Source organism: Eggerthella sp. 1_3_56FAA (assembly GCF_000185625.1).
In the GTDB taxonomy this organism is placed as follows: Bacteria; Actinomycetota; Coriobacteriia; order Coriobacteriales; family Eggerthellaceae; genus Eggerthella; species Eggerthella lenta.
Genome location: NZ_GL622581.1, coordinates 648,909 through 673,533 on the forward strand (window position 1 = coordinate 648,909; position 24,625 = coordinate 673,533).

Annotated in this window: 28 protein-coding genes, 2 tRNA genes and 2 rRNA genes; 7 read left to right on the plus strand and 25 right to left on the minus strand. The window is 62.5% G+C overall.

The window, feature by feature from the left end; all coding sequences use genetic code 11:
* The first annotated feature begins 10 nt into the window (after nucleotides 1–10).
* The 3 genes from HMPREF1023_RS13070 to HMPREF1023_RS13080 all read left to right on the plus strand — a co-directional run bounded on the left by HMPREF1023_RS13070 (nucleotide 11) and on the right by HMPREF1023_RS13080 (nucleotide 2,304).
* Nucleotides 11–646: a 4Fe-4S dicluster domain-containing protein gene (locus HMPREF1023_RS13070; protein WP_009306900.1), complete on the plus strand. Its 636-nt coding sequence runs from the start codon at nucleotides 11–13 to the stop codon at nucleotides 644–646.
* 183 nt (nucleotides 647–829) lie between these two features.
* Nucleotides 830–1,453, plus strand: a complete 624-nt coding sequence (locus HMPREF1023_RS13075; RefSeq protein ID WP_009609325.1) for a 4Fe-4S dicluster domain-containing protein — start codon at nucleotides 830–832, stop codon at nucleotides 1,451–1,453.
* Nucleotides 1,450–2,304: a DmsC/YnfH family molybdoenzyme membrane anchor subunit gene (locus HMPREF1023_RS13080; protein WP_009306902.1), complete on the plus strand. Its 855-nt coding sequence runs from the start codon at nucleotides 1,450–1,452 to the stop codon at nucleotides 2,302–2,304. Before HMPREF1023_RS13075 ends, HMPREF1023_RS13080 begins: the two co-directional genes overlap by 4 nt.
* Before the next feature lie 343 nt (nucleotides 2,305–2,647).
* On the opposite strand, the gene HMPREF1023_RS13085 is transcribed toward HMPREF1023_RS13080, so the two are convergent.
* Nucleotides 2,648–3,127 carry a molybdenum cofactor biosynthesis protein B gene (locus tag HMPREF1023_RS13085; RefSeq protein ID WP_009306903.1) on the minus strand — a complete coding sequence of 160 codons (480 nt, stop codon included), beginning with the start codon at nucleotides 3,125–3,127 and terminating at the stop codon, nucleotides 2,648–2,650.
* 1 nt (nucleotide 3,128) lies between these two features.
* Nucleotides 3,129–4,385, minus strand: a complete 1,257-nt coding sequence (glp, locus tag HMPREF1023_RS13090; RefSeq protein ID WP_009306904.1) for a gephyrin-like molybdotransferase Glp — start codon at nucleotides 4,383–4,385, stop codon at nucleotides 3,129–3,131.
* 201 nt (nucleotides 4,386–4,586) lie between these two features.
* Here glp and HMPREF1023_RS13095 point away from each other — a divergent pair, with 201 nt between their 5' ends.
* Nucleotides 4,587–5,150: a gamma carbonic anhydrase family protein gene (locus tag HMPREF1023_RS13095; protein WP_009306905.1), complete on the plus strand. Its 564-nt coding sequence runs from the start codon at nucleotides 4,587–4,589 to the stop codon at nucleotides 5,148–5,150.
* A gap of 92 nt (nucleotides 5,151–5,242) precedes the next feature.
* Here the strand turns inward: HMPREF1023_RS13095 and eno are convergent, their stop codons facing one another.
* The 17 genes from eno to HMPREF1023_RS13180 form a co-directional block, all read right to left on the minus strand.
* On the minus strand, nucleotides 5,243–6,535 hold the full coding sequence (gene eno / locus HMPREF1023_RS13100) for a phosphopyruvate hydratase (RefSeq protein WP_009306906.1): 1,293 nt from the start codon (nucleotides 6,533–6,535) through the stop codon (nucleotides 5,243–5,245).
* A gap of 177 nt (nucleotides 6,536–6,712) precedes the next feature.
* Nucleotides 6,713–7,774, minus strand: coding sequence for a type II TA system antitoxin MqsA family protein (locus HMPREF1023_RS13105; protein ID WP_306770023.1), 1,062 nt, complete (start codon nucleotides 7,772–7,774; stop codon nucleotides 6,713–6,715).
* Nucleotides 7,728–8,105, minus strand: coding sequence for a hypothetical protein (locus tag HMPREF1023_RS13110; RefSeq protein ID WP_009306908.1), 378 nt, complete (start codon nucleotides 8,103–8,105; stop codon nucleotides 7,728–7,730). The genes HMPREF1023_RS13105 and HMPREF1023_RS13110 overlap by 47 nt, the downstream gene beginning before the upstream one ends.
* Nucleotides 8,106–8,188: 83 nt before the next feature.
* Nucleotides 8,189–9,043, minus strand: a complete 855-nt coding sequence (locus tag HMPREF1023_RS13115; protein WP_009306909.1) for an energy-coupling factor transporter transmembrane protein EcfT — start codon at nucleotides 9,041–9,043, stop codon at nucleotides 8,189–8,191.
* A gap of 60 nt (nucleotides 9,044–9,103) precedes the next feature.
* A complete protein-coding gene (locus tag HMPREF1023_RS13120) occupies nucleotides 9,104–10,864 on the minus strand; it encodes an MFS transporter (RefSeq protein ID WP_035579021.1) in 1,761 nt (586 codons plus the stop codon).
* 167 nt (nucleotides 10,865–11,031) lie between these two features.
* A complete protein-coding gene (locus HMPREF1023_RS13125; RefSeq protein WP_009306911.1) occupies nucleotides 11,032–11,397 on the minus strand; it encodes a hypothetical protein in 366 nt (121 codons plus the stop codon).
* Nucleotides 11,398–11,432: 35 nt separating this feature from the next.
* A complete protein-coding gene (locus tag HMPREF1023_RS13130; RefSeq protein ID WP_009306912.1) occupies nucleotides 11,433–11,693 on the minus strand; it encodes a hypothetical protein in 261 nt (86 codons plus the stop codon).
* A gap of 239 nt (nucleotides 11,694–11,932) precedes the next feature.
* A complete protein-coding gene (rplQ, locus tag HMPREF1023_RS13135) occupies nucleotides 11,933–12,520 on the minus strand; it encodes a 50S ribosomal protein L17 (RefSeq protein WP_009306913.1) in 588 nt (195 codons plus the stop codon).
* A 12-nt stretch (nucleotides 12,521–12,532) separates the two neighbouring features.
* Entirely contained in the window at nucleotides 12,533–13,483 is a 951-nt protein-coding gene (locus HMPREF1023_RS13140; protein WP_009306914.1) for a DNA-directed RNA polymerase subunit alpha, read from the minus strand.
* Between the two features lie 29 nt (nucleotides 13,484–13,512).
* Complete coding sequence (gene rpsD / locus HMPREF1023_RS13145; protein WP_009306915.1) at nucleotides 13,513–14,139, minus strand: 30S ribosomal protein S4; 627 nt, start codon at nucleotides 14,137–14,139, stop codon at nucleotides 13,513–13,515.
* A gap of 19 nt (nucleotides 14,140–14,158) precedes the next feature.
* Complete coding sequence (gene rpsK / locus HMPREF1023_RS13150; protein WP_009306916.1) at nucleotides 14,159–14,557, minus strand: 30S ribosomal protein S11; 399 nt, start codon at nucleotides 14,555–14,557, stop codon at nucleotides 14,159–14,161.
* Nucleotides 14,558–14,568: 11 nt separating this feature from the next.
* Nucleotides 14,569–14,937 carry a 30S ribosomal protein S13 gene (gene rpsM / locus HMPREF1023_RS13155; RefSeq protein WP_009306917.1) on the minus strand — a complete coding sequence of 123 codons (369 nt, stop codon included), beginning with the start codon at nucleotides 14,935–14,937 and terminating at the stop codon, nucleotides 14,569–14,571.
* A 22-nt stretch (nucleotides 14,938–14,959) separates the two neighbouring features.
* Nucleotides 14,960–15,073: a 50S ribosomal protein L36 gene (gene rpmJ / locus HMPREF1023_RS13160; RefSeq protein ID WP_006363204.1), complete on the minus strand. Its 114-nt coding sequence runs from the start codon at nucleotides 15,071–15,073 to the stop codon at nucleotides 14,960–14,962.
* A 156-nt stretch (nucleotides 15,074–15,229) separates the two neighbouring features.
* Nucleotides 15,230–15,448, minus strand: a complete 219-nt coding sequence (gene infA / locus HMPREF1023_RS13165) for a translation initiation factor IF-1 (RefSeq protein WP_009306918.1) — start codon at nucleotides 15,446–15,448, stop codon at nucleotides 15,230–15,232.
* A 287-nt stretch (nucleotides 15,449–15,735) separates the two neighbouring features.
* Entirely contained in the window at nucleotides 15,736–16,323 is a 588-nt protein-coding gene (locus HMPREF1023_RS13170; protein ID WP_009306919.1) for an ECF transporter S component, read from the minus strand.
* Between the two features lie 127 nt (nucleotides 16,324–16,450).
* Entirely contained in the window at nucleotides 16,451–17,491 is a 1,041-nt protein-coding gene (locus tag HMPREF1023_RS13175) for a twin-arginine translocation signal domain-containing protein (RefSeq protein ID WP_009306920.1), read from the minus strand.
* 133 nt (nucleotides 17,492–17,624) lie between these two features.
* On the minus strand, nucleotides 17,625–19,142 hold the full coding sequence (locus HMPREF1023_RS13180) for a helix-turn-helix transcriptional regulator (RefSeq protein WP_009306921.1): 1,518 nt from the start codon (nucleotides 19,140–19,142) through the stop codon (nucleotides 17,625–17,627).
* Nucleotides 19,143–19,278: 136 nt separating this feature from the next.
* Here HMPREF1023_RS13180 and HMPREF1023_RS13185 point away from each other — a divergent pair, with 136 nt between their 5' ends.
* Nucleotides 19,279–20,205 (plus strand): FAD:protein FMN transferase, encoded by a 927-nt coding sequence (locus HMPREF1023_RS13185; RefSeq protein ID WP_009306922.1) that lies wholly within the window; start codon nucleotides 19,279–19,281, stop codon nucleotides 20,203–20,205.
* 34 nt (nucleotides 20,206–20,239) lie between these two features.
* On the opposite strand, the gene HMPREF1023_RS13190 is transcribed toward HMPREF1023_RS13185, so the two are convergent.
* Both HMPREF1023_RS13190 and HMPREF1023_RS13195 read right to left on the minus strand, forming a co-directional pair.
* Nucleotides 20,240–20,313: transfer RNA gene (locus tag HMPREF1023_RS13190), tRNA-Gln, on the minus strand.
* Nucleotides 20,314–20,377: 64 nt separating this feature from the next.
* A tRNA-Lys gene (locus HMPREF1023_RS13195) sits at nucleotides 20,378–20,453 on the minus strand.
* A gap of 206 nt (nucleotides 20,454–20,659) precedes the next feature.
* On the opposite strand from HMPREF1023_RS13195, the gene HMPREF1023_RS13200 reads away from it, so the two are divergent.
* Entirely contained in the window at nucleotides 20,660–21,106 is a 447-nt protein-coding gene (locus tag HMPREF1023_RS13200; protein ID WP_009306923.1) for a universal stress protein, read from the plus strand.
* 58 nt (nucleotides 21,107–21,164) lie between these two features.
* Complete coding sequence (locus tag HMPREF1023_RS13205) at nucleotides 21,165–22,373, plus strand: MFS transporter (protein ID WP_227111413.1); 1,209 nt, start codon at nucleotides 21,165–21,167, stop codon at nucleotides 22,371–22,373.
* A 141-nt stretch (nucleotides 22,374–22,514) separates the two neighbouring features.
* On the opposite strand, the gene HMPREF1023_RS13210 is transcribed toward HMPREF1023_RS13205, so the two are convergent.
* From HMPREF1023_RS13210 to HMPREF1023_RS13225, 4 genes are all read right to left on the minus strand, one after another.
* Nucleotides 22,515–23,120 (minus strand): HD domain-containing protein, encoded by a 606-nt coding sequence (locus tag HMPREF1023_RS13210; protein WP_009306925.1) that lies wholly within the window; start codon nucleotides 23,118–23,120, stop codon nucleotides 22,515–22,517.
* Nucleotides 23,121–23,213: 93 nt separating this feature from the next.
* Nucleotides 23,214–24,083: an arsenic efflux protein gene (locus HMPREF1023_RS13215; RefSeq protein ID WP_015761424.1), complete on the minus strand. Its 870-nt coding sequence runs from the start codon at nucleotides 24,081–24,083 to the stop codon at nucleotides 23,214–23,216.
* A 150-nt stretch (nucleotides 24,084–24,233) separates the two neighbouring features.
* Nucleotides 24,234–24,348, minus strand: a 5S ribosomal RNA gene (gene rrf, locus HMPREF1023_RS13220).
* Between the two features lie 119 nt (nucleotides 24,349–24,467).
* Nucleotides 24,468–24,625: ribosomal RNA gene (locus HMPREF1023_RS13225) — 23S ribosomal RNA — on the minus strand; the annotation flags it as partial.

Consider the following 24,625-nt stretch of genomic DNA (forward strand, 5'->3'; position numbering starts at 1 on the left):
GGAGGACCACATGACTCAGTACGGATTTTTCTTCGACAGCACGCGCTGCACGGGTTGCCGCACCTGCGAGATGGCGTGCAAGGACTACAAGGACCTGTCCGCCACCATCGCATTCCGCAAGGTGTACGACTACGAGGGCGGCGCCTGGAGCGACGCGGGCGACGGCACCTTCACGTCCGACGCGTTCACCTACCACGTGTCGCTGGGCTGCCAGCACTGCGCGATGCCGGCCTGCATGGCCAAGTGCCCGCAGGGCGCCATCGAGAAGGATACCAAGACGGGCCTGGTGCACATCAACCAGGAAAAATGCACGGGCGTGGGCGCCTGCGTGGAGACGTGCCCCTACAACGTGCCCATCGTGGACAAGGCCCTGGGCAAGGGTGTGAAATGCGACGGCTGCGCCGACCGCGTGGCCGAGGGCAAGAGCCCCATCTGCGTGGAGGCCTGCCCGTTGCGCGCGCTGGAGTTCGGCGACATCGAGGAGCTGAGGGCGAAGCACGAAGGAACGGTGGCAGGCATTGCGCCGATGCCGTCGCCCGACGAGACGACGCCCTCCATCGCAATCCTGCCGTGCCCGGCGGCGAAGGAGCCCGGCGACACCACTGGCGCCATCGCCAATGAGAAGGAAGTGACGGGCGTGGCCTAACCGCCATCCGCTACTCGAAGGGGCGCCGCAGGGGCGCCCCTTCGCATCTTCGAACGAAGGCTCCCTTCCCCAAGGACGGGGCTTCCCCGCGCACGGCGCCGCCCGAACGGACTCCGGGGAATCGACGGGCCTTCGTGGTAGAATCGTCTTCGTCTTCCATCGTTTCCGACCGAAAGCGGCATTATGCCACGGGGCTTCTTTTACGACAATACGCGCTGCACCGGGTGCAGAACCTGCGTCATAGCGTGCAAGGACTACCATGACCACGGACCGGACATGGCCTTCCGCATGGTCATCGACTACGAAGGCGGCTCCTGGCAACCCGATGTCGACGGGACGTTCTCGCAGGACGCGTTCGCCTACCACGTGTCCATCTCGTGCAACCACTGCAACAACCCCGTGTGCACCCGCGTATGCCCCACCGGCGCCATGCATAAAGACGAGCTCGGGCTGGTCTGGCCCGATGCCACCAAGTGCATCGGCTGCGGCTACTGCACCATGGCCTGCCCCTACCACGCACCGCATATCGACGCGCGCCTGAAACGCAGCAGCAAGTGCGACGGCTGCCGCGACCGCCTCGTCGACGGCGGGCAGCCTGTCTGCGTGGAAGCCTGCCCGCTGCGCGCGCTGGAGTTCGGGCTGACGTCCGAGCTGACCGACCGCCACCCCGACGCGGTGCGCTCCATCCTGCCGCTACCGGACGAATCGGCCACGCGCCCCAACCTCCTCATCCTGCCGTCGCCTGCGGCCGAACGAGCCGAAAAGCAGGGAGGCAGCATCGTGAACCGAACGGAGCTTCATCTATGACCAGCGGATTCGACGCCTTCTCGCTGGGCCTGTTCACCTCGCTCGCACCGGCGGGCGTCGTTGCGTTCCTGGCACTCGCGCTCGTGCGGCTCTGGTCGCGCGACCGCACGGCCTCAGTGCGCATCGACCGCATGATCGCGCTGCCGTTCAGCGTGGTTCTGATCGGGTTCATCGCCTCGGCTACGCACCTCGGAACGCCCGCGAACGCGCTGCACGTGTTCTCGGGCGTCGGCCGCTCGCCGCTGTCCAACGAGGTTCTGAGCGCTGTCGCGTTCCTTTTCCTGGTAGGTTCGTACTGGATGATGGCGTTCAAGGAGCGCTTTCCCGATGCCGTGGCGAAGCCATGGCTGGCGTTGGCCTGTCTGGCAGGAATCGCGCTTATCGCGTGCACGTCCATGGCGTACAACGTGGACACGGTTCCTACCTGGGATACCGCATTCACGCCGGCGAACCTCGTGTTGGCAGCGTTGCTGGCAGGCCCTGTGTTGGGGCTCCTGTTCCTGGAGCTGGCGCAGGTGCGGCCGCGCGCGCTCGAGCGCGCTCTCGTCGTACTGGCGGCGCTCGCGCTCGTGGCGGGGACCGTCGTGCTCGCACTGCACCAGGAGAGCCTTTCCGCCATCGCGAACAACGAGTTCGCAGCCAGCACGCTCGCGCCTTCCTATCCTGCTGTCATCGGCGCGCATCTCATCGTAGGCGCGATCGCACTCGCGATAGCCGGCCTGTCGATGAAGCGCGTCCAATCCCGCCGCACGACACTCGCGCTGAGAGCCACCGCCAGCCTGCTCGCGCTCGCAGCCGTCTTCGTCACCCGCATCGTGTTCTACCACCTGCACATGACCGTAGGGTTTTGATCGAGCAGTTCTCCCGTGTGGCAACACAGCGGCCGTTCGCCGACTTCCCTGATTTTGGCAAAAATTTCGAGGTAAGAAGATGTTAGCCAAGGAATACTTGCACTATAGGATGCCTTGCCCAGCTCGTTTCGACAATAATCCCAGGTCATGTTTTTCCATACAGCCTGAACCGTAGAGTTAGATGCAGATGACATCTTCCTACCTCGAAATTTTTGCCAAAATCCGACTCGCTACCGATACTATCGCTGCCCGCGCAAACAAAAACCGACTCCCCTGCGTACGAAGAAACCCTTACGATAGGAAAGTTCAGTCGCATACGTCAAACACCGCGGGGAAGCGGTTCCTAATGCCCGCCGCCGGCCATCATCTTCACGGCGTGCGGCAGGGCTTTCACCACGCCGTCCCAGTTCTCGCGGGCAGCCTTCTCGCTGCCGGGCAGGTTGATCACCAGGTGACGGCCGCGCTGCATGCACAGCGCGCGGGACAGCATGGCGTACGGCGTGATGGCCAGCGAATGCGCGCGCATGGCTTCGGCTATGCCGGGCACGTTGCGATCGCACGCGTCCATCGTGGCCTCGGGCGTCACGTCGCGCAGCGAGAGCCCGCTGCCTCCGCAGGTCAGCACCACGTCCACGTCCTGCTCGTCGCAGGCGCGCACAATGGCCGACGCGATGAACGGTCGCTCGTCGGGCACCACCACGTGGCTCTTGCACTCCCAACCGTTTTCGGCGATCAGCGTCTCCAGCGCTGCGCCGGCCGTATCCTCCTTCATGCCGCGCGTATCCGAGCACGTGATAATGGCGAAGGTGATGTTCTGTTCCATCTTACAAACTCACTTCCTCGGAAACGTCGAGCAGGACGCACTGCACAAGCGAGCCGGCAGTGCGAGAGTCGAGGCCTTCCGGCAGGATGGCCATGCAGTTGCTGCGCTGGATGACTCCGAACAGGCCCGAGCTCTGGTTCTTGGCGGGCGCCACCACGTATTCGCCCTCATCGTTCTTGTACAGCGTGCCGCGCAGGAAGATGCGGCGCGGGTCCTTCTTCTTCACGTCGCGCGATAGCTTCGCCATCACCGACGGGCGCTCGAAATGCGCATACCCTTGCATCTTGCGCAGCGCGGGGCGGATGATCATCTCGAAGCCCACGTACGCCGCCGCCGGGTTGCCGGGCAGGCCGAACACGGGCGTACCGCGCACGATGCCGAACGTCTGGGCCTTGCCGGGACGAATGTTCACCGTGGTCATCAGCAGCTCGCCCAACTCGGACACCACGGGCTTGATGAAGTCGAAGTCGCCGTTCGACGCCCCGCCGCTGGTCACGACGAAGTCGTACGCGTCCGCCGCCGCGGACACCGCCGCCGCAAGCGCCTCCTTCGTATCCTCCACGATGGGCAGGATGACGGGTACCGCACCCGCTGCTTGCGCGCAGGCGGCAAGCGCGTAGCTGTTCGAGTTGCGGATCTTGCCGGGCGTGGGCACGACTGTGGGATCCACCAGCTCGGAGCCGATGGAGATGACGGCCACGCGCGGACGCCGATGCGTCGGCACCTCCACGATGCCGCATCCCGCGAGGAACCCGACGCCGGCCGAGCCGATGACCTCGCCCTTCGACACCACCGTCTCGCCCGCCTTCGCCTCTTCCCCGGCCTCGCGCACGTTGGAGCGCACGGCGGTGGGGGCGGAGAACGCCACGCGGCTGCCGGGCTTGCCGTCGCCGGTCACCACGTCGACGATCTCGTATTTCACCACGGAGTCTGCGTCGTCGGGCATGGGCGCGCCGGTCATGATGCGCACGCACTGCCCGGCCTCGATAGAGCCTTCAAACACGTCGCCCGCCGCGATCTCGGCCACGACGTCCAGTTCGACCGGCGCTTCCTGCGACGCCTCGGCAAGCTCGGCGGCCCGAACCGCGAACCCGTCCATCGCCGAATGGGCGAACGGCGAGATGTCGATATCGCTCTTCAAATCGGCGGCGGCCACGCGGCCGACCGCTTCCAACACGGGCACGGTTTCCACCGGCAGGGGCGCCGCATGGGACAACACGAGCGCACGGGCCTCTTCAAGTGAGATCATTTCTGGCATGGTTGCACATCCTTTTCCTTCGTGCGGCTCATTATAGCGCTTGCAGTATAGTGTTGCGCAGGAAGTTTGGCAGCATCGGCAGTCGTACGCGGGCTTCAAGGGGGGGCGCTCCACCCAATCGCCATGATCTGACGATAGCCCCTCGCCCCCAGGTTCGCGATAATGGAAGGACACCGAACCCTCGCACACAAGGAGACGCCCATGACCTCAGAAGAAACGCCCCTGTACCACCGCGTGAAAGCCCATCCCACCGCCCGCATCGCGCCGTCGGCTGGCATCGTGGGCGACGTGACCATCGGCCGCGACGCCAGCGTGTTCGCCGGCGTGCAGATCCGCGGCGACGACGCGCCCGTCGTCATCGGCGACGAGTCCAACTTGCAGGAGAACACGGTCGTCCACGTGGATTTCGACGTGCCCTGCATCGTGGGGCCGCATTGCACCGTAGGCCACGGCACCATCCTGCACGGGTGCGAGCTGGGCGAAAACGTGCTGGTGGGCATGGGCTCCATCGTGATGAACCGCGCGAAGATCGGCGCGAACAGCCTGATCGGGGCAGGATCGCTGGTGACAGAGGGCAAGGAGTTCCCGCCGGGCAGCCTCATCATGGGCACGCCGGCGCGCGTGAAGCGCGCGCTGACCGACGAGGAGATTGCGTCCATGTGCACCTTCCCCGCCGACGACTACGTGCGCCAAAGCGGCGAAATGCTGGAGCAGGGAGTGCTGGAGCACCCCGCCCCCGACATGGACATGCACCGGGGAGCGTAGGGCAAAGCCTTTTCCCGCTCATGAAGAAGGGCTGCCCAAAGGCAGCCCTTCTCGTTTCGCGAAGCTAAAGAGCCGTCAAGCTCTCGCAACCGTTAGCGGTTGATATTGTAAAAGGCGTTCATGCCGGCGTACTGGGCGGCGGTGTCCAACTCTTCCTCGATGCGGAGCAGCTGGTTGTACTTCGCCACGCGGTCGCTGCGGCAGGGCGCGCCCGTCTTGATCTGGCCGGTGTTGCAAGCGACGGCCAGGTCGGCGATGGTGGTGTCCTCGGTCTCGCCGGAGCGGTGGCTCATGACGCATGCATAGCCGGCCTGCTTCGCCATCTCAATGGCCTCCAGCGTCTCGGTCAGGCTGCCGATCTGGTTCACCTTGATGAGGATGGCGTTCGCGCAGCCCAGCTCGATACCCTTGGCCAGGCGCTTGGAGTTGGTGACGAACAGGTCGTCGCCCACCAGCTGCACGCGGTCGCCGATGCGGTCGGTCAGCTCTTTCCAGCCGTCCCAATCCTCTTCGGCCATACCGTCCTCGATGGAGACGATGGGGTACTTGTTCACGAGCGCTTCCCAATAGTCCACCATCTCGGCGCTGGTCAGCTCGCGGCCCTCGCCCGCCAGCACGTACTTCTTCTTATCGGCGTCGTAGAACTCGGTGGATGCCGGGTCCATGGCGAACATGATGTCCACGCCGGGCTTGTAACCGGCAGCCTCGCACGCCTTCGTCACGTACTCGAGCGGCTCTTCGTTCGTCTTGAAGTTGGGGGCGAAGCCACCCTCGTCACCCACGCCGCCGCCGAGGCCCGCGTCATGCAGCACCTTCTTCAGCGTGTGGTAGATCTCGGCGCACCAGCGCAGCGCCTCGGCGAACGTGCTCGCGCCCACCGGCATGATCATGAACTCCTGGAAGTCCACGTTGTTGTCAGCATGCACGCCGCCGTTGAGGATGTTCATCATGGGCGTGGGCAGCAGGTGCGCGTTCGCGCCGCCGACGTACTTGTACAGCGGCAGCTCAGCCGACTCGGCAGCAGCCTTGGCGCAGGCCAGCGACGCGCCAAGGATGGCGTTCGCGCCCAAGGCACCCTTGTTGTCGGTGCCGTCCACCTGCAGCATGATGTCGTCGATAAAGCGCTGATCGTCGGCCTCGACGCCGATGAGCGCCTCGGCGATCTCCTCGTTCACGTGGGCGACAGCATCCAGTGTGCCCTTGCCGAGATAGCGGCCCTTGTCGCAGTCGCGCAGCTCGACGGCCTCGAACGCGCCCGTCGAAGCGCCCGACGGCACCGCGGCACGGCCGAACGCGCCGTCTTCCAGCACCACTTCAACTTCCACGGTCGGGTTGCCGCGCGAGTCCAGAATCTCGCGACCGAACACATCGATGATGACGCTCATGCATGCCTCCTAGTAGGTTTTCCCGCTTTGCCGCATCGCCACGGCAAAGATGCACTTCGCGGTAATCATAGCACGTCGGAAGCGCAGCGTTCGTCCCTTTGGCCGTTTTCCCGCCATTGTCGACAAGCGGTCGAGAGGGCGAAACGCGAGCCCTACCTCTTCAACGCGCTAGCCCGATCACGAAGCCCAGAGAAGGTGCGCGGCGTACTCGTACGAGATGATGCCCCCCACCTCCGTCTCGCGCCAGCCTCGCTCGCCATGGGAGAACTCGGATAACGCCGACGTTGAAGCGAAGCCGTTGGCGAACGAGCATACCGCGTCGAGCAGGCTCAGGTCGGATGCAGAAAAACAGATGGGATCCTCCGCGCGTCCCGCAACGATCACCTGGCCGTCGCCCTGTTCGCGCAATGCGAGCGCCTCGTCGTCGACGAGACCGGCAACCAGCAGCTCGAACTGGTCGGGAACCGGACCGAACGGCGCCTTCGCATAGCGCAGACCCGTGAAACCTTCCCCGCCGTCGCGGTAGGCAGCGAAATCCAGATAGAACAGCACCTTGTTCAGCTTCGTGCGATACAGATCGTGAACATGCCGGGCAAGGTAGACCACCGTCTCGCGCATGCGATCCGAATCGAACGCGCGCATGCCCGTATCCAGCGTCTTTTCCTTCGCGATCTCGTCCAGCACGTTGAGCCGAACCACCGCGTAGTCGACCCGGAAGAGACCGCGCTTCCGCACCGTATCGCACGCTTTGGCGCGCTCTTCGTCAGAAAGCTTGCGCGCGCCCCGTTCCAGGCACTTCAGCAAGAAGCGCGGATCGCGCGCGTTGGCTAGCAGCTGCGCATGGGAATCGGAAGCGAGGCACCCCCGCTCGTACCGTTGCAAGCTGGCCACGCCGATGTCGAGAATCGCCGCGAGCACTCGCTGCGAGAACCCGTATTTCTTACGCAGCGCAACGATCTCCTCGGGCAGCATCAGCCCCATCTTTTCTTGGTACGCGTGGTAGAGCTTATGAAGACCCTTATCCACGATCGGCGCCCATCCGATAGATTCACCGCATTTCGGGCAAACGTAATGTTCGATATCGGCCTCGACCGTCACGCCTCGGACTTGCTCGACATGGTGCCGTATCTCGTATGTCGCGTCAACTTCCTCCCAGCATTCCGGGCAAAGCAGCGATTTCGTGCACGTCATGTCACGATGCCTTTCTATACGGATACGAAAGAGGTCGTTCCGCCTCATGGAACGAAACGCAGATCGATTTCACCGTTCCCTGAATAACGTAGATCGCAAATTTTATATATGTTTCGAATTGCGCCACATAGGCTCCGAACACCCATAGATCATGAGGGCGACCTTTGTCGTCAGATAGCGGCCCCTCGCAATAGTCTTCGACTTCAAGCCCTCGCATAATCCGGCGCACGTCACGATAGTCGAATTCCACCAACCTCATGAAAGCCCTCGTTTTGCTGGATGGATTGTATTCGCCAGCGACAAAGAAATCGCAGGCTTCAACCTGCCGCACCAGCGCCAACACCGCTTCGATCTTCCAGCGTTCTGCAACCGTCCCCATCGCTCACCCCGCATCACATCATTTGATGTGATCAGTATACCATGAAAGCATGCCGAATGACATCAAATGATGTGATAGCACTACTACAGCCACACGGCCAGACCGATGCACGCCAGCAAGCCCACCGCCAGCACGAGGCCGCTGCGCCCCGAGAACGCGCGCGGCGCAAGCGAGGTGCGTTCGACATCAGGGGCGCCGTAGCAGCGCGCGTCCATGGCGACAGCCAGCGAATCGGCACGCCGGAACAACCCGACAAACAGGGGAATCAGCACCGTCTGCCACGCGCGCAGCCGTTCCCACAGGCTGCCCTCGGCAAACGAAGCACCTCGCGCCCATTGGGCGTCGTGCACGCGACCGAACTCCTCGGCCGTCACCGGGATGAACCGCAGCGCCAACGAGAACACCATGGCGATGTCGTCGGTGGGAACGCCCAAACGCTTGAGCGGCCTCAGGAAGAAGCCCAACGCGTCGGTCAGCTCGGTGGAAGTCGTCGTGTACGTGACCGTAAGGCTGGCCACCACCAGCAGCACGATGCGCACCGCGAAGAAAAGGCCACGCGCAAGCCCTGCCGGCACCAGCCCGAACGACCCGATCAGCGCCACCGGCTCCCATGCGGCGAGCACTCCCGCCGACACATCGCCCAAGGCCGGCGGAGCCGCGCTCGCAGCCTGCCCCACGTCAAGCGAGAACCCGTTGAACAGCACGGTGAACGCCACGATCACGTACACCGGCACGAGCAAACCGAAGAACCGTCGCGCCGGAATGCGCGACGCCGTCGCCACCGTGACGAACAGCAAAGCGCACAGCCCCAAGCCCATCCAAGAACGCACCAAAAACAGCGTGACGGAATACGCCGCAAGCAGCACGATTTTCACGCGTGCGTCGCACGCGTGCACAGCAGAGGTTCCGGGGATGTACGAACTGACGTTGATACGCATGCTGGCAGTATGCCACAACGGCGTTTCCCGCGCGACGACCAGGGTGACAATTCCGCGCGATCAGCGCGCCGGCTCCCCCTTCGCCTGCCCGGGCCGCGGCCTGTCTTCCCGGTAGAGCGCAAGCAGCGCCAACCCCACGAGCGAGCAAATCCCCACCAGCAGAAACGCACCGCGAAAGCCTTCGTCGACCGTGCTCTGGAACGTGCTTTCTATGTCGCCTGCCCGATCGTCGATGGCGGCGAGGTACTGTTGCTCCGCCGCGTCGACGGCTTCGGCCGGCATGCCCGCCGAAGCAGCTTCCTGTTCGATCTCGGTTTTTGCCAGCGTCTTCACGTTCGCGACGATCGTGGTCACATCCGACCCCTTCATCAGCTGTTGAAGATCGTCGGGCAACCCAGCGCCATCGCCTCCCTGCGCTTGCCCGCTCGCTAGCTGCGCAATCGATTGCCCGCCCGGCGCATCGGGCAGAACGCCCATGATGCGATCGGGAATGGCCATGCCCGCATGCGCGATGAACGCAACCAGCACGGCAGGCGCGACCGCCGTGCCCACCGAGCGCACCAGCGACAGCGTCGCCAGCGCCGAGTTCGCCTCGCGCTCCTTCGTCTTCGCCAGCATCATGTAGTTGAGCGGCGTTCCAATCGTGAAGCCCATCCCGATGCCGATGGCCACGAGGCTGATGATGAGCGTCGCCATATTCGCGAACTGCGTGGCCACCAGCGCCAGGAACATCGCTCCCGCAGCCGAAGCCGCCAGCCCGAACGCGAGCACCGCCTTCACGCCGAAGCGATCGATGAGCTTGCCCGACACCGGCGCTCCCACCCCGGCGAACGCCGCCAGCACGATGACTACGTAGCCGCCGCTGCCCGAGGGCAGTTTCAGCACGTTCTCGGCGAACTGCGGGATGAAGATGATGCCCATCAGGATGACGCCGGTGATCACCGACAGCACCAACGTGATCACGATGTCGCGGTCGCGGAAGTACGACAGGTTGAGCACCGGGTCGGCCGCGCGGCGCTCGATCAGCACGAACACCGGAAGCAGCACGACGAACGCGAGCAAGAACGGCCACACGTCAGACGAGGTCGCAGATGCTCCCAGATCGAAGAAATCGAGGTTCTTCAGTCCGTACAGCAGCGACAACACCATCGCCACCAGCACTGCAATGCCCCACCCGTCGATGGGCTTCACCTGCTCGGCTCGCGTGTTCGGCAGCACGAACAGCCCCGCCACCACGATGAAGGCGCAGATGGGAACGTTCACGTAGAAGATGAACTGCCAGTTGGCCTGCCCGAACACCGATAGGATCAGGCTGCCGGCCGACGCTCCGAAGATGTTGGCAATGCCGTACACGCCGCCTACCAGACCCAACGCCAGCCCGCGCTTCTCGGGAGGAAACGTCGTGCCGAACTCGGCCGTGGCAACAGGCACGATGCCGCCTCCGCCCACCGCCTGCACGGCGCGCGCGGCTAACAGCATCCAAAAGCTCCCCACGTCCTGCGCCAACCCGCATAGAAGCGACCCGACACCGAACAGCAGGATGCTCGCAAGGTACACGTACTTGCGTCCCGAACGGTCCGCCAGCTTGCCCATCACCGGAATGGCGGCCGCGTAGGCAAGCGTATAGATGGTGATGATCCACACGCCCATCTGCTCGCCGATGCCCAGATCGCTCTGGATGACCGTGCGGGCAGGCGTGACGATGCCGGTATCGAGCGCCCCGATGAACAGGCCCAGCAGATACACGGCCGCAACAAGCGCGAACCCCTTGCCGCGTCCGCGCGAGGCGGACGAAGCAGATGAGGAAGAAGACGGAGCCATGGCACGACCTTTCAAGAGTGAATCAACCGGCAAGAAAAAGCCCGCGGCGCTGGCCACGGGCTTCGGAGGATGCCGGGCGCGCTCGTTTCCAAGTGCGCCCGGGGCGAGGACGAAAGCAGCGTAAGAGCGCTTTCGCCCTCGCCGCTGACGGTCGAGCGCGTGAGCGCCTAGCGGCCTTCGCGAATGTTCTCGACACCCTGCTTTACGTTGTCCTTGGCATCGACGGCGGCATCTTTGATAGCCTCGCCGGCCTTGCCGATGGACTCTTTGACGGACTCCATGAATCCTTCGCCCTTCTCATCCTTGCGCTGCTCGTGCTGCTGCGCGCGCATAGCGGCCGCGGGGTCGCCCGTGCGCTGCGCTTCCTCGTGCTCGCGCTTCGCGGCGGCATCCTCGGCCTTGCGCTCGTTCATGCCGGCCTTGGCCTCGTGGTAGGCATCCTTCATGTTGTTCTTCACGTCGTGGCCCATATCCTTCGCGCCGTTCTTCATATCGACGGACGCGTCGCCCGTCTTGTAAGCCCGATCAACCATGATAGTTCCTTTCAGATAGAGGTATCGTTTTCGTGCTACGCTTCGTCGGCTTCGCCGGTGGTCTTGATAAGCAGCTCTTCCGTCTCGGCTTCGGCGCGATCGAAATCGAACGCCGTAGCCGCCGCCTCCACGGATTCCTTCTCGTTGCCATCGCCGTCGACGGCCTCGACGTACTGCTCGGCCTCGCGCTTCACTTCGTTTTCGATGCGCTCGAGGTCTTCGGCCGCCTCCCGATTGAGCTCGTCGGCATCATCCTTGTCGATGCGGACGTCTTCCTTCGTGGTCGTGCCATCCATGTCGGCTCCTTTCCATTTGCACGGCGCGAAGCACCGCGCTTTGCGTGCTGAGTTCATACCCCGATTGTACTGAGGAAGCCCTGCGCGCACGACCACCGCAGCGCTACGGTACTGAAACGGCTGCGCGACAGCGCATGGATGAGACATTAACCCTGTCCCTTTGTCTCATTTTCATCCTCTGAAAAGCAGAACGGGGACCCGCAGGTCCCCGTTCGGAAAAGCAATCTGAAAAGAAAAGGCTACTTAGCAGCCTCTTCCTCCTTGGCATCGGCCGTCTCGACCTCGGCGGCTTCCGCGTTCTCGGCGGCAGCCTCTTCGGCCTTCTCGGCAACCTCGACGGCGGCTTCCTCGGCCTTGGCCTCGGCGGCCTCCTCCTTCGGAGCCTCCTCCGCAGCCTCGACCTTCTTCGGAGCGGCCTTCTTCGTCGCCTTCTTGGCAGCGGGCTTCGGCTCTTCCTTCTTCTTCACGGGCTCGGTCACGAGCTCCATGATAACCATGGGAGCGTTGTCGCCCTTGCGGTTGCCCAGCTTCATGATGCGGGTGTAGCCGCCCTGGCGGTCGGCGAACATGCCCTGCTCGACCTTCTCGAAGATCTCGCGCACGAGTTCTTTGTCGCCCAGAGCCGCGATGGCCAGACGACGGGAATGCAGGTCGCCCTTCTTGGCCCACGTGATGATCTTATCCACGTTCGGACGGATCTCCTTGGCGCGGGACTCGACCGTCTTGATACGGTCGTTCAGGAACAGGGCGTTCACCAAGCTCTTCTTCATGGCCTTGGTGTGGCTGAAGTCGGTGCCCAGCTTGCGGCCCTTGTAGTTGTGTCGCATGATTCGTATCTCCTATAGCTTCAAATTGAGGTCCATGGAAATGAGCTTGTCCTTCACTTCTTCAATGGACTTCGCACCAAAGTTTCTGATGTTCAGCAGGTCGTTTTCGGAGAACTCAACGAGCTGGCGCACCGAGTGGATTCCGGCACGCTTCAGGCAGTTGTACGAGCGGACGGACAGGTCGAGATCCTCGATCTGCTTGTCCAGCTCGGCGTTGGACTCCTGGCCCTCCGGCGCGAAGATGGACGGGATTTCGCCCTCCTCCTCGTCGACAACGTCGGACAGGCTCAAAAACGCGCCCATGTACTGGTTGATGATGTTGGACGCGCGGCACACGGCCTCGGTGGGCGTGATGCTGCCGTCAGTCTCAACTTCCAGCACGAGCTTGTCGTAGTCGGTGCGCTGACCCACGCGGGTGTCGGTGACGTTGAGCGTGCAGCGGCGAACCGGCGAGAACAGCGAGTCCACATGGATGACCCCGATGGGATCCTCCGTGCGCTTGTTGCGCTCGGCCGACACGTAACCGCGGCCCACGCCGATGCGAACCGTCATGTCCAGCTGACCGCCGTCGGCGACCGTAGCGATGACGTGCTCCGGGTTGACCAGCGTGAACTCGGTGGGAATGTCGAGATCGGCACCCGTCACCGTGCAAGGACCCTCCGCCGACACATGCGCCGTGGCTTCCTCGATATCATCGTTCAGTGCGGAGAACACAAGACCCTTGACATTCAGGACGATATCGGTGATATCCTCGATGACGCCTTCGGCCGTCGTGAACTCATGCTGCACACCCTCGATCTGGATGGCGGTGGCTTTCGCACCATCCAGCGAGGAGAGCAGAACGCGGCGCATGCAGTTGCCCAGCGTGTAGCCGTAGCCACGCTCGAGCGGCTCGACTATGAAACGTGCGACAGTGTCGTTGACTTCTTCCGTTGTTACCGTAGGCCTCATGAACTCTGTCATGTGGGATAAGCCTCCTTACTATGCCGCGATTATTTCGAGTAAAGTTCGACGATGAGCTGCTCGCGAATGTCCAGATCGATTTGATCGCGCTGCGGAAGAGCAAGTACACTACCCTGAAGTTTCTCGATGTCCACCTCGAGCCATGCGGGCACCTGAACACGCTCGTTGGAGATGAGCGCGCTCTTGATGACCAGCAGGTCGGCAGCCTTCGGAGCGACGGCCACGAGGTCGCCCGGCTTGACGCGGAACGACGGGATGTCGACGCGACGGCCGTTCACGGTGATATGGCCGTGACGCACCTGCTGACGAGCCTCGGCGCGAGACTTCGCGAAACCGAGACGGTACACGACGTTGTCGAGACGGCTCTCCAGGATACGCAGCAGGTTCTCGCCCGTCACGCCCTTCTGGCGGTTAGCCATATCGTAGTAATGACGGAACTGCTTCTCCAGGACGCCGTAGATGCGCTTGGTCTTCTGCTTCTCGCGCAGCTGGTTGCGATATTCGCTTTCCTTGATGCGCTTCTTGCCGGCCTCGCCCGGCGCGTAGTTGCGGCGCTCGATCGCGCACTTCTCCGTGTAGCAGCGATCGCCCTTAAGGAAAAGCTTCGCCCCTTCACGACGGCACAGACGGCAGTCCGCTCCAGTATAACGAGCCATAATTCTTAGATCCTTTCAGTTACACGCGACGACGCTTGCGCGGACGGCAACCGTTGTGCGGAATGGGTGTGCAATCCTGGATGCTGGCGATCTCGAGGCCGGCGGCCTGCAGAGAGCGGATGGCCGTTTCGCGACCCGAGCCCGGGCCCTTCACGAACACGGAAACCTTGCGCAGGCCATGCTCCATAGCCGTCTTCGCAGCGGCCTCGGCGGCCATCTGCGCAGCGAACGGCGTGGACTTGCGCGAACCCTTGAAACCGACCGTGCCGGCGGACTGCCAGGAGATCACATTGCCCTGAGGATCAGTGATGCTCACGATCGTGTTGTTGAACGTAGACTTAATATGCGCAGCGCCGACGGCGATGTTCTTACGCTCGGAGCGCTTGATGCGCGTGCGCACGTTTTTCTTAGCTGCCACTTGAGACTACCTCACTTTTTCTTTCCGCCGATTTGCTTACGAGGACCCTTGCGCGTGCGCGCATTCGTGTGCGTGCGCTGTCCGCGAACGGGCAGGCCGCGACGATGACGGAGTCCACGATAGCAGCCGATCTCCATGAGGCGCTTGACGTTCTGGGAAACCTCGCGGTGCAGGTCGCCCTCCACCTTGATGTTCGCCTGAATGTAGTCGCGCAGCTTGGTAAGGTCATCCTCCGTGAGGTCCTTCACGCGGACGCTGGGATCGACGCCGGTTTCAGCGAGGATCTTCTTGGAGGTCGTCAGACCGATGCCGTAGATGTAGGTCAAGCCGACTTCAATGCGCTTGTCGCGAGGAAGGTCGACACCAACAAGACGTGCCATAGGTTATATCTCCTCTTTCTTCCTAGCCCTGACGCTGCTTATGGCGGGGGTTCTCGCAAATGACGAGCACCTTGCCATGGCGTCGGATGATTTTGCACTTGTCGCACATTTTCTTGACCGAAGGACGTACCTTCATAATCATTTCCTTTCGGTTAATGCGTTCTCGTATCTATATGTCACACCCAGCCGCTGGTGATAGCTTTCCTCTTTTTGCTGCTTGCGCAAGGCGCGCAAGCCCCTCTTCGCACACAAATTCTGCACAGGTTGACACGACCTGCACGCTTTTACGGTGCTATTTGAACCGGTACGTGATGCGTCCGCGGTTCAAGTCGTAGACGGACAGCTCGACCGTCACCTTGTCTCCCGGCAGGATCTTGATGTAATGCATACGCATCTTGCCAGAAATATGGGCCAATATCTTGTGCCCGTTTTCGAGCTCCACCCTAAACATAGCGTTTGGCAGCGCTTCGAGGACGGTCCCCTCGAGCTCGATAACATCTTCTTTGGTCAAAAGTGCTCCTTTAAGCATATCGTCGTTAAGCAGCAACCATAGATGATACCAAAAGTATTCGGTTATGTACACGAGAATTTGAGGACGCAGAATTCCAACAAACCTTCTGGTCCGAATGCTACCTGCTTGCCAGGCGTGCGGTCGTGCCGCGCAGCCCGCGTCTCAGAAACGGGGCCGCCAGGTATTCGCGCGAAGCGCAGCCGCCTTGTCGGCTTCGACGCAGATCGTGCGCACTGAGGCGCCCGCGTCTTCGGTATCGTTCTATTCTAGGCTATTACGCCGAAGGGTCAAGAGCGATTTTGGTCGGAGTTGGAAAGGTTGCCTTCCTGTTCCTCCAGCAACGAAGCCAGCTTGCGGTACGATACGATGGCTACGACGGAGTTCGCCAGCGCCTTGACCACGTTGAACGGCAGCAATGCCGGCAACACCAGCGAAGCAACCTGTTCGTAGGTGGCGCCCATGTACAGCGGCGTGACCACGAAGTTCAGGCAAATGGAAACCGCCGAGGACACCACCACGCCGGCAGCGCATCCCAGCACGGCGTGCATCAGGCACGGTTTCCGACGGTACACGGTCCCCACCACAAGGATAAGCGACACGGTGGCCATAATGTTCATGAACGCGCCGAGCGGATCGGTGACGAGGTGCGGTATCCATGACGTCACGGCCACGGCCACGCCGATCCAAGATCCGTACAAGATCGTAGCCAGCAGCGAGACGATGCCCGATGGATCGTACTTCAACCATTCGGCCCCGGGCACCACCGGCAGCTCGACGAAGCTGAGCACCATAGCCATGAGGATGAGCAGCACGATGGCGGCGACTTGCTTCGGCGAACGCTCCTGCCATCCGTAGGGCAAACTCTCCGCGACCATAACACCTCCTTAGTTCGCACATTATACGCTGCGAGCCACTTTGCGACCTTGCGGTCAAGCGACAAAACGAGCCGGCTGGAAAACAACCGGCTCGCTTGGGGACAAATACGATAGGCGAAACGCTCGCCTACGCCGTCTTAGCAGCCGCAACGGCGGTGTCGACGTAGCCGGCGGTATCGACGAGCGTGGCGCCCGAAACCGCGTCCGGGCCCTTCGCCTTCACGTCGGCGATCTTCTGTCCGGCCACAAAGGACTCGATAGCCGACATGGATTCGATCCACGGCGTAGTGGACTGGGCCTTTTCCTTCATGCTGGCGCTGTACATATCGGAGTTCACCGACTTGGACATGAGCGCCTTGCCCTCGGCGTACCCTTCGGCGAAGGCGGCGTCCGAATTGGGCACGGGCACCAGGCCGGCAGACGAAGCGTCGGCGAACTGGAACTCGTCGATGCTCGAAGCAACCAACACGTCCCCCTGCACAAGGGAAACGGCTTCCGCGAACGCCTTGTCACCGTGAGCAGCCGCGGTGGCGCATCCCATCTTGAGGTCGGAACCGTCGCCGGCATACGCACCCGTCGTGGTGATGTCGTCGCTCCCGGCGACCTCGGACACGAGCTTCAGATAGTTGGGCGCGTCCACGAGGGTGGCTCCCGTCACGGCATCGAGGCTCGTCTTCGTCAGATCGGAGGCCTTCTTGCCCACGCAGTACGCCTCTATCGCCTTCATCGACGTCAACCACGGCGTGGTGGACTGGGCTTTCTCCTTCATGCTGGCCGAATAGGCATCGTTGTTCACCGTCTTCGACATGAGCACCTTGCCCTCGGCGTACCCGTCCGCAAATCCAGCGTCGGAGTTCGGCACGGGCGTGATGCCCGCCGAATCAGCAGGCATGAACTGATAGTCATCCACGCTGGCGGCGAGGATGGTACCGTCTTGGGCCGTGGCGACAACCACGCTCGTAAAGCACTTGTCTCCGTGAGCGGCGCCGTAGCCGCGATGCAAGGTCGCAGTTTTGGCAGCGGTGTCGGGCGCGGTTGCAACTGCAGAATCAGCTTTCGCTGCAGCATCGCCGCCTGCGCACGAGCTGAGCGTAGCAGCACCGGCCGCGCCCAATGCGACCACGATGCTTCCCTTAAGAAAATCACGCCGCGAGACGTTCGTTTCCATAATGGCCTCCCTTGAATTCCCTCTAGACAACGGGGCAAACCATACGGATCAACACGAAGCAAATCCATCGTCAAAACGCAGGAAATTGCATTCCGTCCGAGATTGCGCTTCTAAACGAAAAGGGGGAGAAGCCCTAAACGCCCTTGTCGGGCCCGTCGCCTTCATCATCGAGCAACTTGAACAGCTCCTCGCGCGACGAGACCCCGAGCTTGCGGTAGATGTTCTTGCGGTGGCTTCGCACCGTGGATTCCGCCACCGTCAACTCATCGGCGACGAAGCTTGACGTGTGGCCGCGACCCAGCAGAAGCAGTATTTCGGCCTCGCGCGCAGTCAGGCGGTACTCGTCGGACAGATCGGCGCAACGACGGTTGTAGCCCTCCTGAGCTCCGAGCGCGTTCGACTCTACGGCATCGATGCCCTCGAGCATAACGCGCCACAATCGCGAGCTGGGAGTGACCATGAGCGCGATCGCCATCACCACGAACAGCACGATCAGCACCTGGTACTGGCATGCAGCTAGCACGCCCGTGTTCATGTTGGCGTCCGACAGCAGGCACACCAGGCACCCGACGATGATCATGATGCCTCCGGCCGGCAGAGCGAGCGAGCGCATGCGACCCGCCATCGCTACCAGCATCGCCGACATCACGAGCGCATAGATGGCGCAGAACGAGAGAGAGCCAACCGCCATCACCGAGCGTTGCAACGGAGGTTCGACGAACGCCGTGGCCGCGAACACCGCGAAGGCCACCAGCGGCAGGAAGAAACGGTACGAGAAGTTGATGAGCGCCTGATCGGTCTTCATGCGAATGAGGGGCACCATGACCGCCACGGCCAGCACGCCCGCCAAAGCCAGCGGAGCGACACCCCAATCCATGGTTCGCACCAGGCTATTGTCAGCCACGAACAGCAACAGCATGGCGAACGGCATAACGGCGAAGAACAGCGCGCGAGCGAGTGGGGTTTTGAAATCACCCGTCCCCTCCACCACCGACACATCGAGGTGCCCGAACACGTCCCGCCAGTTCACCCCTGCCTGCGCCGAACGCTCGTCCTCTCCCTCTGAGCGGAAGAACAACCGCGCGCACCCTACGACGGACAGCGCCGCCGCCACGGTGAGCACCGTCCGGGCAGGCGTCGCGCCCAGCATGGGCAGCAGCGACGCGCTTGCGAACAGGACGCAGCCGGCGACCCACGCCACAACGAGCGCGCGCCTGAACTCGAGCACATGCAGCCGGCTCATCCACACCAGGCACATCACGGCAGCGCCGAAACCCATCATGAGACCGCTGCCCGCTTCCACGACGGAGCCGTCGAGCGCGCCGAAGCTCCACAGGTCAAGCAGGCCGTAGCCGATCGCATAGCACGCCAACGCCAGCAGCATGATAGTGCGGCTCACACGCGCATGCGCCGTTTTCAGCAGGCAGATGAACAAAAACGCGAGCGCCGTGAACATGGCCGCCAGCGACAACGCGGCCGAAAACGACACCGAAGGCAGAAACGACCAGGAAACGGCAACCGACGACGTCATGCCGCGCCACTGCTCCAGCACGGGGAGGAACAACGGCGCGCTCATGCAGAATGCGAAAAAGGAAAGCGTGTCAAGCAGGTCGAACCGTTTGATAATGCCTCGTTTTTCGAGTCGTATCATGTTCCTTCTCTCCACCGTCCGCACGTCCCGATCGCCCGCTGCGCCGCTCATGCACACTGCCCTCCCTCAAACGCCCGTAGAAAGTATACTGTCTTAGTAGCGTATTTGCGAATGTAATGTACTTGGAGGCAATGGCATGGTTTCTCGGAATTTCTTCCGCTTCAACACCACGAACATCATCAGCGCAGAAACCGACAACGAGGACATCCTCGACGAAGCGGTGGAATGGTGCGACCGCTACGAGCTGCTGTTCTCGCGCGTAGACCCTGCAAGCGAGCTGTTCCGGCTGAACAGCGCCGAGGGGCGCCCCACCGCGGTGGATGCCGAGCTAGCCGCGTTCATCGAGACGGCGCTGTCGTACTGCCGCGAAGTCGACGGGTTATTCGACGTGACTATGGGAAGCGCCACGCAGCTGTGGAACTTCAAGGATTGCATGATTCCCGCGCGCGATGACGTGGCCGCGGCGCTGCGGCACGTGGATTATCGCGGCGTCATCGTGAACGATGCCGTCGTGACGCTGCGCGACCCGCTGGCCTGCGTCGATTTGGGCGGCATCGCGAAAGGCTACATCGCCGACGGCATCCTCGCGCTGCTGCGCGAACGCGGCGTGGAACACGCGCTGGTCAACCTCGGCGGCAACGTGGCCGTCATGGGCGGCAAGCCCGATGGAGCACCGTGGCGCGTGGGCGTCCGCCGTCCCCTTCCCTCCAGCTCGATGCCGCTGCTTGATTCGTTCGCCGTCCTGGCCCTGCGCGATGGCTCGGCCGTGACAAGCGGCATCTACGAGCGCGCCTTCGAGCAGGACGGGAAACTGTACCACCATATCCTTGACCCGCGCACGGGCTTCCCCGCCGAAACCGACCTGCTGAGCGCCACGGTGGTCGCGCAGAGCTCGCTCGATGCCGACGGGTACACCACCGCGCTTATCATGATGGGAGCCGATCGCGCACTTGCGTTCGCCGAGCAGCATCCGGCGCTCGAAGCCGTGCTAGTCACCACCGAGGGCGATGTGCTGGCCACCTCCGGCATCGGTGATCGCGTACTGTTCGAGCTGCTGGGATAGCAAAACACGGCACGCATGCGAAAAGCGCGCAAAGTGGCTGGGCCACCAGGATTCGAACCTGGATAGCTGGTACCAAAAACCAGAGTCCTGCCGTTGGACGATGGCCCAGTCTGAAACAGAAGCGCCCGCGATGCGGCGCGCTAAGAACAATCGCATGCCGAGCAAACAAAAATGGTGGGCCGTGAGGGAGTCGAACCCGCGACCTTGGGATTAAAAGTCCCCTGCTCTACCAGCTGAGCTAACGGCCCACGTTCGCAGCAATGCGCGAGTACTCATTTTAGCTGGGCGGGCAAGGCGGGTCAATGATTATGTTGACGAACACCAGTCATACATCTAACCGCACGCAATACCGTCTATCCATTGCCACCATACCGTTATTCAAACCGAAACAATTCGTACTACAATCGAAGAGGAACCGAACGCCCACCCCTCTGTAGAAAGGCCGTGATGCCTCATGTGGTGCTCCAAGGTCCTGGTTGCCTACGACGGCTCCGCTCCCTCCGCCAAAGCGCTCCATCTAGCGCGTTCCATCGGCGCGCAGGACGAGAGCGTCGAGCTCGTGTTCGCCCATGTGGTGAAGCTGTACGGCCTGGGCACCGGCGCCGAAACCGTGCTGCTCGACGAGGCGAAGAAGGTGCTGGTCGAAATGGAGCAGCTTGCAGACGAAGTGCCGAACAAGGCGCACGCCCACCTGCTGAAGGGCAGCTCGCCGGCCGATCTCCTGCTGAAATGCGCGCAAGACGAGGGCTGCGACCTCATCGTCATGGGCAGCCGCGGCCAGGGCGGCGTCAAAGGCTTCCTTGGCAGCGTCAGCTACGCCGTGGTGCAGGGATCGCCTATCGCCGTGCTCATCGCGAAGGACGCTCCCGCCGCAGCGACGAAAGCCGGGGCGACCGATTAGCATGCCTGCAATTGCACGAGAAAAGCTCTGGACGAGAGATTTCGTATTCGGAACCGCCGTGAACTTCCTGATCATGGTGAACTACTACGGGCTCATGGTGGTCGTAGCCGACTACGCCATGAAAACCTACGATGCGCCCGCAGCCACCGCCGGCCTCGCGGCCAGTATCTTCGTCATCGGCGCGCTGATAGCCCGCCTCTTCAGCGGGCGCATCATGGATCGCGTCGGTCGCAAGCGCTTGCTTATCATCGGTGCCGTGCTCGAAGTGGCGTTCTCGGCGCTTTACCTTACCGGCCTGGGATTATGGCTGCTGTTCGCGCTGCGCCTGCTGCACGGCATCGCGTTCGGCACGTGTTCCACCGCCATCGGCACCATCGTCACGGCTCTTGTGCCGGACAACCGCAAAGGCGAAGGCGTGGGCTACTATATGCTGTCCGTCACCCTCGGCGCGGCAATCGGGCCGTTTCTGGGCATGTTTCTCACGCAGAACGCCGGATTCCAAACGTTGTTCCTCGTAGCCGCCGCCGTAGCTCTGGCTTGCTTGCTAGCCGCCACGCAGCTGCGCGTGCCGAAAAACCCTGTATCGGCCGAAACCGTGGCCCGGAAGGCGAGCGACATCGCCCGCGACGAACGCATCGAGCAGGCGGGCGGGTTCCGCGTGCCTCGTCCGAGCCTGACGAACTACCTGGAATCCAGCGTGATCCCCATCGGCGCCGTATGCGCGCTGCTGTTCTTCTGCTATTCCAGCCTGCTTGCGTTCCTCACGCCGTTCGCGGCCGAAAACGGGCTCGAAACGCCCGCGAGCTTCTTCTTCGTCGTGTACGCCATCGCCACGTTCGTCACACGGCCGTTCACCGGCAAGCTGTTCGACCGCAAAGGCGACCGCGTGGTCATGGTGCCCGCGTTCATCGCCTTCATCGTCGGCATGGGACTGCTGGCCACCGTCTACCAGCCGACGGCCATGCTGATCGCGGCAGCGTTGCTGGGCTTCGGCGTAGGGACGGTTCAGGCAAGCGGCCTGGCTCTGGCGGTGCGCCTCGCCCCCGACGATCGACTGAGCTTGGCGAACTCCACGTTCTACATCTTGCTGGACATCGGCGTGGGCGTGGGCCCGCTGCTTTTAGGCATCGTGCAGCCGCTGTGGGGCTATCGCGGCCTGTTCGAGGCCATGTCGCTAGTCGCCATCGTGGCGCTGGCAGCCTACCTGCTAGTGAGCCGCAAGAAAGGCACCATGCGCCGCAAGCTCGAAGAAGCGGAGAAACGGTAGGGCGACGGATCGTTCAGCGGCCATTTCAACGAGCGACCGTCCGCCACGATCGCCCCTCCAAGCTCTTCCGAACCCCTTCAAACCACGGAGGCTCCGTCGCACACGACGGAGCCTCCGTTTGCATTTGGAATCTGGAGAGGATTACCCCTCGGCAGGCTGGAACGTATCTTTATCGGGCGCGAAGGACTGCATGGCCTCAATGGTGCGGGCGAACAGCTCGTCCAGCTCCCAGCCCAGCATTTCGGCGCCGGAGCGGATGACGTCGCGGCTGACACCGGCGGCGAAGCGCTTGTCCTTGAACTTCTTCTTCAGCGACTTCACTTCGAAATCCATGACGCTCTTCGAGGGGCGCATCACTACCGCCGCGCCGATGAGACCGGTCAGTTCTTCGGAGGCGAACAGGATCTTCTCCATCTGCAGCTCGGGCTTCGGCAGCTCCGGGTTGAAGTCGGAGGTGTGGCTCTGGATGGCGCGGATGAGCTCGGGCGAGCCGCCAGCGGCTTCGATGAGCGGCGCCGCGTAGATGGTGTGCAGCTCGGGCTCGTCGTCGTGCTCTTCCCAGTCGAGATCGTGCAGCAGCCCGACGATACCCCAGAACTCCTCGTTCTCAGGATCGAACTCGCGCGCGAAATAACGCATGGTCTGCTCAACCGTCTCGCCGTGCTCGATGTGGAACGGATCCTTGTTGTGCTCCTGCAAAAGCGCGAACGCTTCGTCGCGCGTCAGGCCGGCCTCGAGTGTCGCCATGATGCTCTCCTTCTCGTCTTCGATTGGATGCTCTTCGCTATGCTACCCCATAGGGCGCGCGAAGTCAGCATGGCAATCCGTTCGAACGCACGCCTAGAACACGATGCCGAGCGCGTTCGCCAACAAACCCCAGATGACGCCCATCGCGTACAGCGCCACGATGATGGCGATATTCTCTTTCAGATGGCGGTTCGTGCGAACCAACACCAGCAGGCCCACGCCCGCCGACACGAGCAAACCGGCCAACATGGCGCCCGAGCCCAGCACGCCTTCCACGTACAGCTGCGCGATGACGATGCTGGCCGCGCAGTTCGGCACGAGACCAACCAACGCCGAGCCGAACACCGACAGCGCCGGGTTCGCGCCGAGGAACTCGGCCAGCACGTCCTCGCCCACTACGGCAAGCAGGCCGTTCAGCGCTAGCGTGATGAGGAAGATGAACAGGGTCACCTGCAACGTATGTTTGAGCGCGCTTCTCAGGATTCCGCCTTCGCCGTCGTGGCAATGGCAATGCTCCTGCTCACATAAGTCGTGAATATGCAGCGGCATGTCGATGCGGCGCGCGATGCGAAGGCCGGCATCCACGAGGAAGCCCATGATCATGCCGATGATGATCTTCGCGCCGATGATTTTGAAAATGACGTCGGGCGGCACCTGCTCGGCGATGAAGATGGGCAGCATCTCGTCCGACGTAGAGAGGAACACCGCGAACAGCGTTCCCAACGTGATGACGCGCCCAGCCCACAGCGTCGCGGCAGCCGCGGAGAAGCCGCACTGGGGCACTACGCCAACGACGGCACCGATGAACGGCCCTGCCGCGCCGGCGCGCTGAATGGCAGCCTCGGCCTTCCCACCCGTCTTATGCTCAAGCCACTCCATGGCCAGATACGTGACGAACAGAAACGGAATGATGTAAAGCGTGTCCTTGATCGCGTCTGCCAGCACGTCAAACGCTATATGCATGATTTCTTCCATAACAACGTATTGTAATCCAATCAAGGTTCTGTAACAGCATCGTCGCCGAACGGTCACCAAGAGACCCACGCCCCCAGAACGCGCGAAGGCCCCGCCTCCCGAGGGGGGCGGGGCCTTCGCATGCCGAAACGCCCTCCGCGAGCGCGACGCCCTATCCTCCCACAGCCTGACGCTGCAGTACTTTCGGCGATGGCGGGCTTAACTTCCGGGTTCGGAATGGGACCGGGTGATCCCCGCCTCCATGGTCGCGCTCGCGCAGGGCGTTCCCGCGCGGGCCTGTATGGCCCCGTCAGGGCCGCGGGATCCCCCCGCGCCACCCTGGCGGTTGCACAGCGCTCGTGACTTTCGATCGCACAACCCGAGGGATATGCATGCGAAGAAGAGCTCGGGCTATTAGTACCGCTCGGCTGAGGCGCTCGCACGCCTTGCACCTGCGGCCTATCGACCAGGTGTTCTGCCTGGGCCCTTACCGGAAAGAGGACTCATCTTGGAGACGGCTTCCCACTTAGATGCTTTCAGCGGTTATCCGT

What these genes read in the sequence shown, in the direction of transcription:
- HMPREF1023_RS13070 (WP_009306900.1), top strand. Translation starts at nt 11, where the DNA reads ATGACTCAGTACGGATTTTTCTTCGACAGCACGCGCTGCACGGGTTGC.
- HMPREF1023_RS13075 (WP_009609325.1), top strand. Translation starts at nt 830, where the DNA reads ATGCCACGGGGCTTCTTTTACGACAATACGCGCTGCACCGGGTGCAGA.
- HMPREF1023_RS13080 (WP_009306902.1), top strand. Translation starts at nt 1,450, where the DNA reads ATGACCAGCGGATTCGACGCCTTCTCGCTGGGCCTGTTCACCTCGCTC.
- HMPREF1023_RS13085 (WP_009306903.1), bottom strand. Translation starts at nt 3,127, where the DNA reads ATGGAACAGAACATCACCTTCGCCATTATCACGTGCTCGGATACGCGC.
- glp (WP_009306904.1), bottom strand. Translation starts at nt 4,385, where the DNA reads ATGCCAGAAATGATCTCACTTGAAGAGGCCCGTGCGCTCGTGTTGTCC.
- HMPREF1023_RS13095 (WP_009306905.1), top strand. Translation starts at nt 4,587, where the DNA reads ATGACCTCAGAAGAAACGCCCCTGTACCACCGCGTGAAAGCCCATCCC.
- eno (WP_009306906.1), bottom strand. Translation starts at nt 6,535, where the DNA reads ATGAGCGTCATCATCGATGTGTTCGGTCGCGAGATTCTGGACTCGCGC.
- HMPREF1023_RS13105 (WP_306770023.1), bottom strand. Translation starts at nt 7,774, where the DNA reads ATGAGGCGGAACGACCTCTTTCGTATCCGTATAGAAAGGCATCGTGAC.
- HMPREF1023_RS13110 (WP_009306908.1), bottom strand. Translation starts at nt 8,105, where the DNA reads ATGGGGACGGTTGCAGAACGCTGGAAGATCGAAGCGGTGTTGGCGCTG.
- HMPREF1023_RS13115 (WP_009306909.1), bottom strand. Translation starts at nt 9,043, where the DNA reads ATGCGTATCAACGTCAGTTCGTACATCCCCGGAACCTCTGCTGTGCAC.
- HMPREF1023_RS13120 (WP_035579021.1), bottom strand. Translation starts at nt 10,864, where the DNA reads ATGGCTCCGTCTTCTTCCTCATCTGCTTCGTCCGCCTCGCGCGGACGC.
- HMPREF1023_RS13125 (WP_009306911.1), bottom strand. Translation starts at nt 11,397, where the DNA reads ATGGTTGATCGGGCTTACAAGACGGGCGACGCGTCCGTCGATATGAAG.
- HMPREF1023_RS13130 (WP_009306912.1), bottom strand. Translation starts at nt 11,693, where the DNA reads ATGGATGGCACGACCACGAAGGAAGACGTCCGCATCGACAAGGATGAT.
- rplQ (WP_009306913.1), bottom strand. Translation starts at nt 12,520, where the DNA reads ATGCGACACAACTACAAGGGCCGCAAGCTGGGCACCGACTTCAGCCAC.
- HMPREF1023_RS13140 (WP_009306914.1), bottom strand. Translation starts at nt 13,483, where the DNA reads ATGACAGAGTTCATGAGGCCTACGGTAACAACGGAAGAAGTCAACGAC.
- rpsD (WP_009306915.1), bottom strand. Translation starts at nt 14,139, where the DNA reads ATGGCTCGTTATACTGGAGCGGACTGCCGTCTGTGCCGTCGTGAAGGG.
- rpsM (WP_009306917.1), bottom strand. Translation starts at nt 14,937, where the DNA reads ATGGCACGTCTTGTTGGTGTCGACCTTCCTCGCGACAAGCGCATTGAA.
- rpmJ (WP_006363204.1), bottom strand. Translation starts at nt 15,073, where the DNA reads ATGAAGGTACGTCCTTCGGTCAAGAAAATGTGCGACAAGTGCAAAATC.
- HMPREF1023_RS13170 (WP_009306919.1), bottom strand. Translation starts at nt 16,323, where the DNA reads ATGGTCGCGGAGAGTTTGCCCTACGGATGGCAGGAGCGTTCGCCGAAG.
- HMPREF1023_RS13175 (WP_009306920.1), bottom strand. Translation starts at nt 17,491, where the DNA reads ATGGAAACGAACGTCTCGCGGCGTGATTTTCTTAAGGGAAGCATCGTG.
- HMPREF1023_RS13180 (WP_009306921.1), bottom strand. Translation starts at nt 19,142, where the DNA reads ATGATACGACTCGAAAAACGAGGCATTATCAAACGGTTCGACCTGCTT.
- HMPREF1023_RS13185 (WP_009306922.1), top strand. Translation starts at nt 19,279, where the DNA reads ATGGTTTCTCGGAATTTCTTCCGCTTCAACACCACGAACATCATCAGC.
- HMPREF1023_RS13200 (WP_009306923.1), top strand. Translation starts at nt 20,660, where the DNA reads ATGTGGTGCTCCAAGGTCCTGGTTGCCTACGACGGCTCCGCTCCCTCC.
- HMPREF1023_RS13210 (WP_009306925.1), bottom strand. Translation starts at nt 23,120, where the DNA reads ATGGCGACACTCGAGGCCGGCCTGACGCGCGACGAAGCGTTCGCGCTT.
- HMPREF1023_RS13215 (WP_015761424.1), bottom strand. Translation starts at nt 24,083, where the DNA reads ATGCATATAGCGTTTGACGTGCTGGCAGACGCGATCAAGGACACGCTT.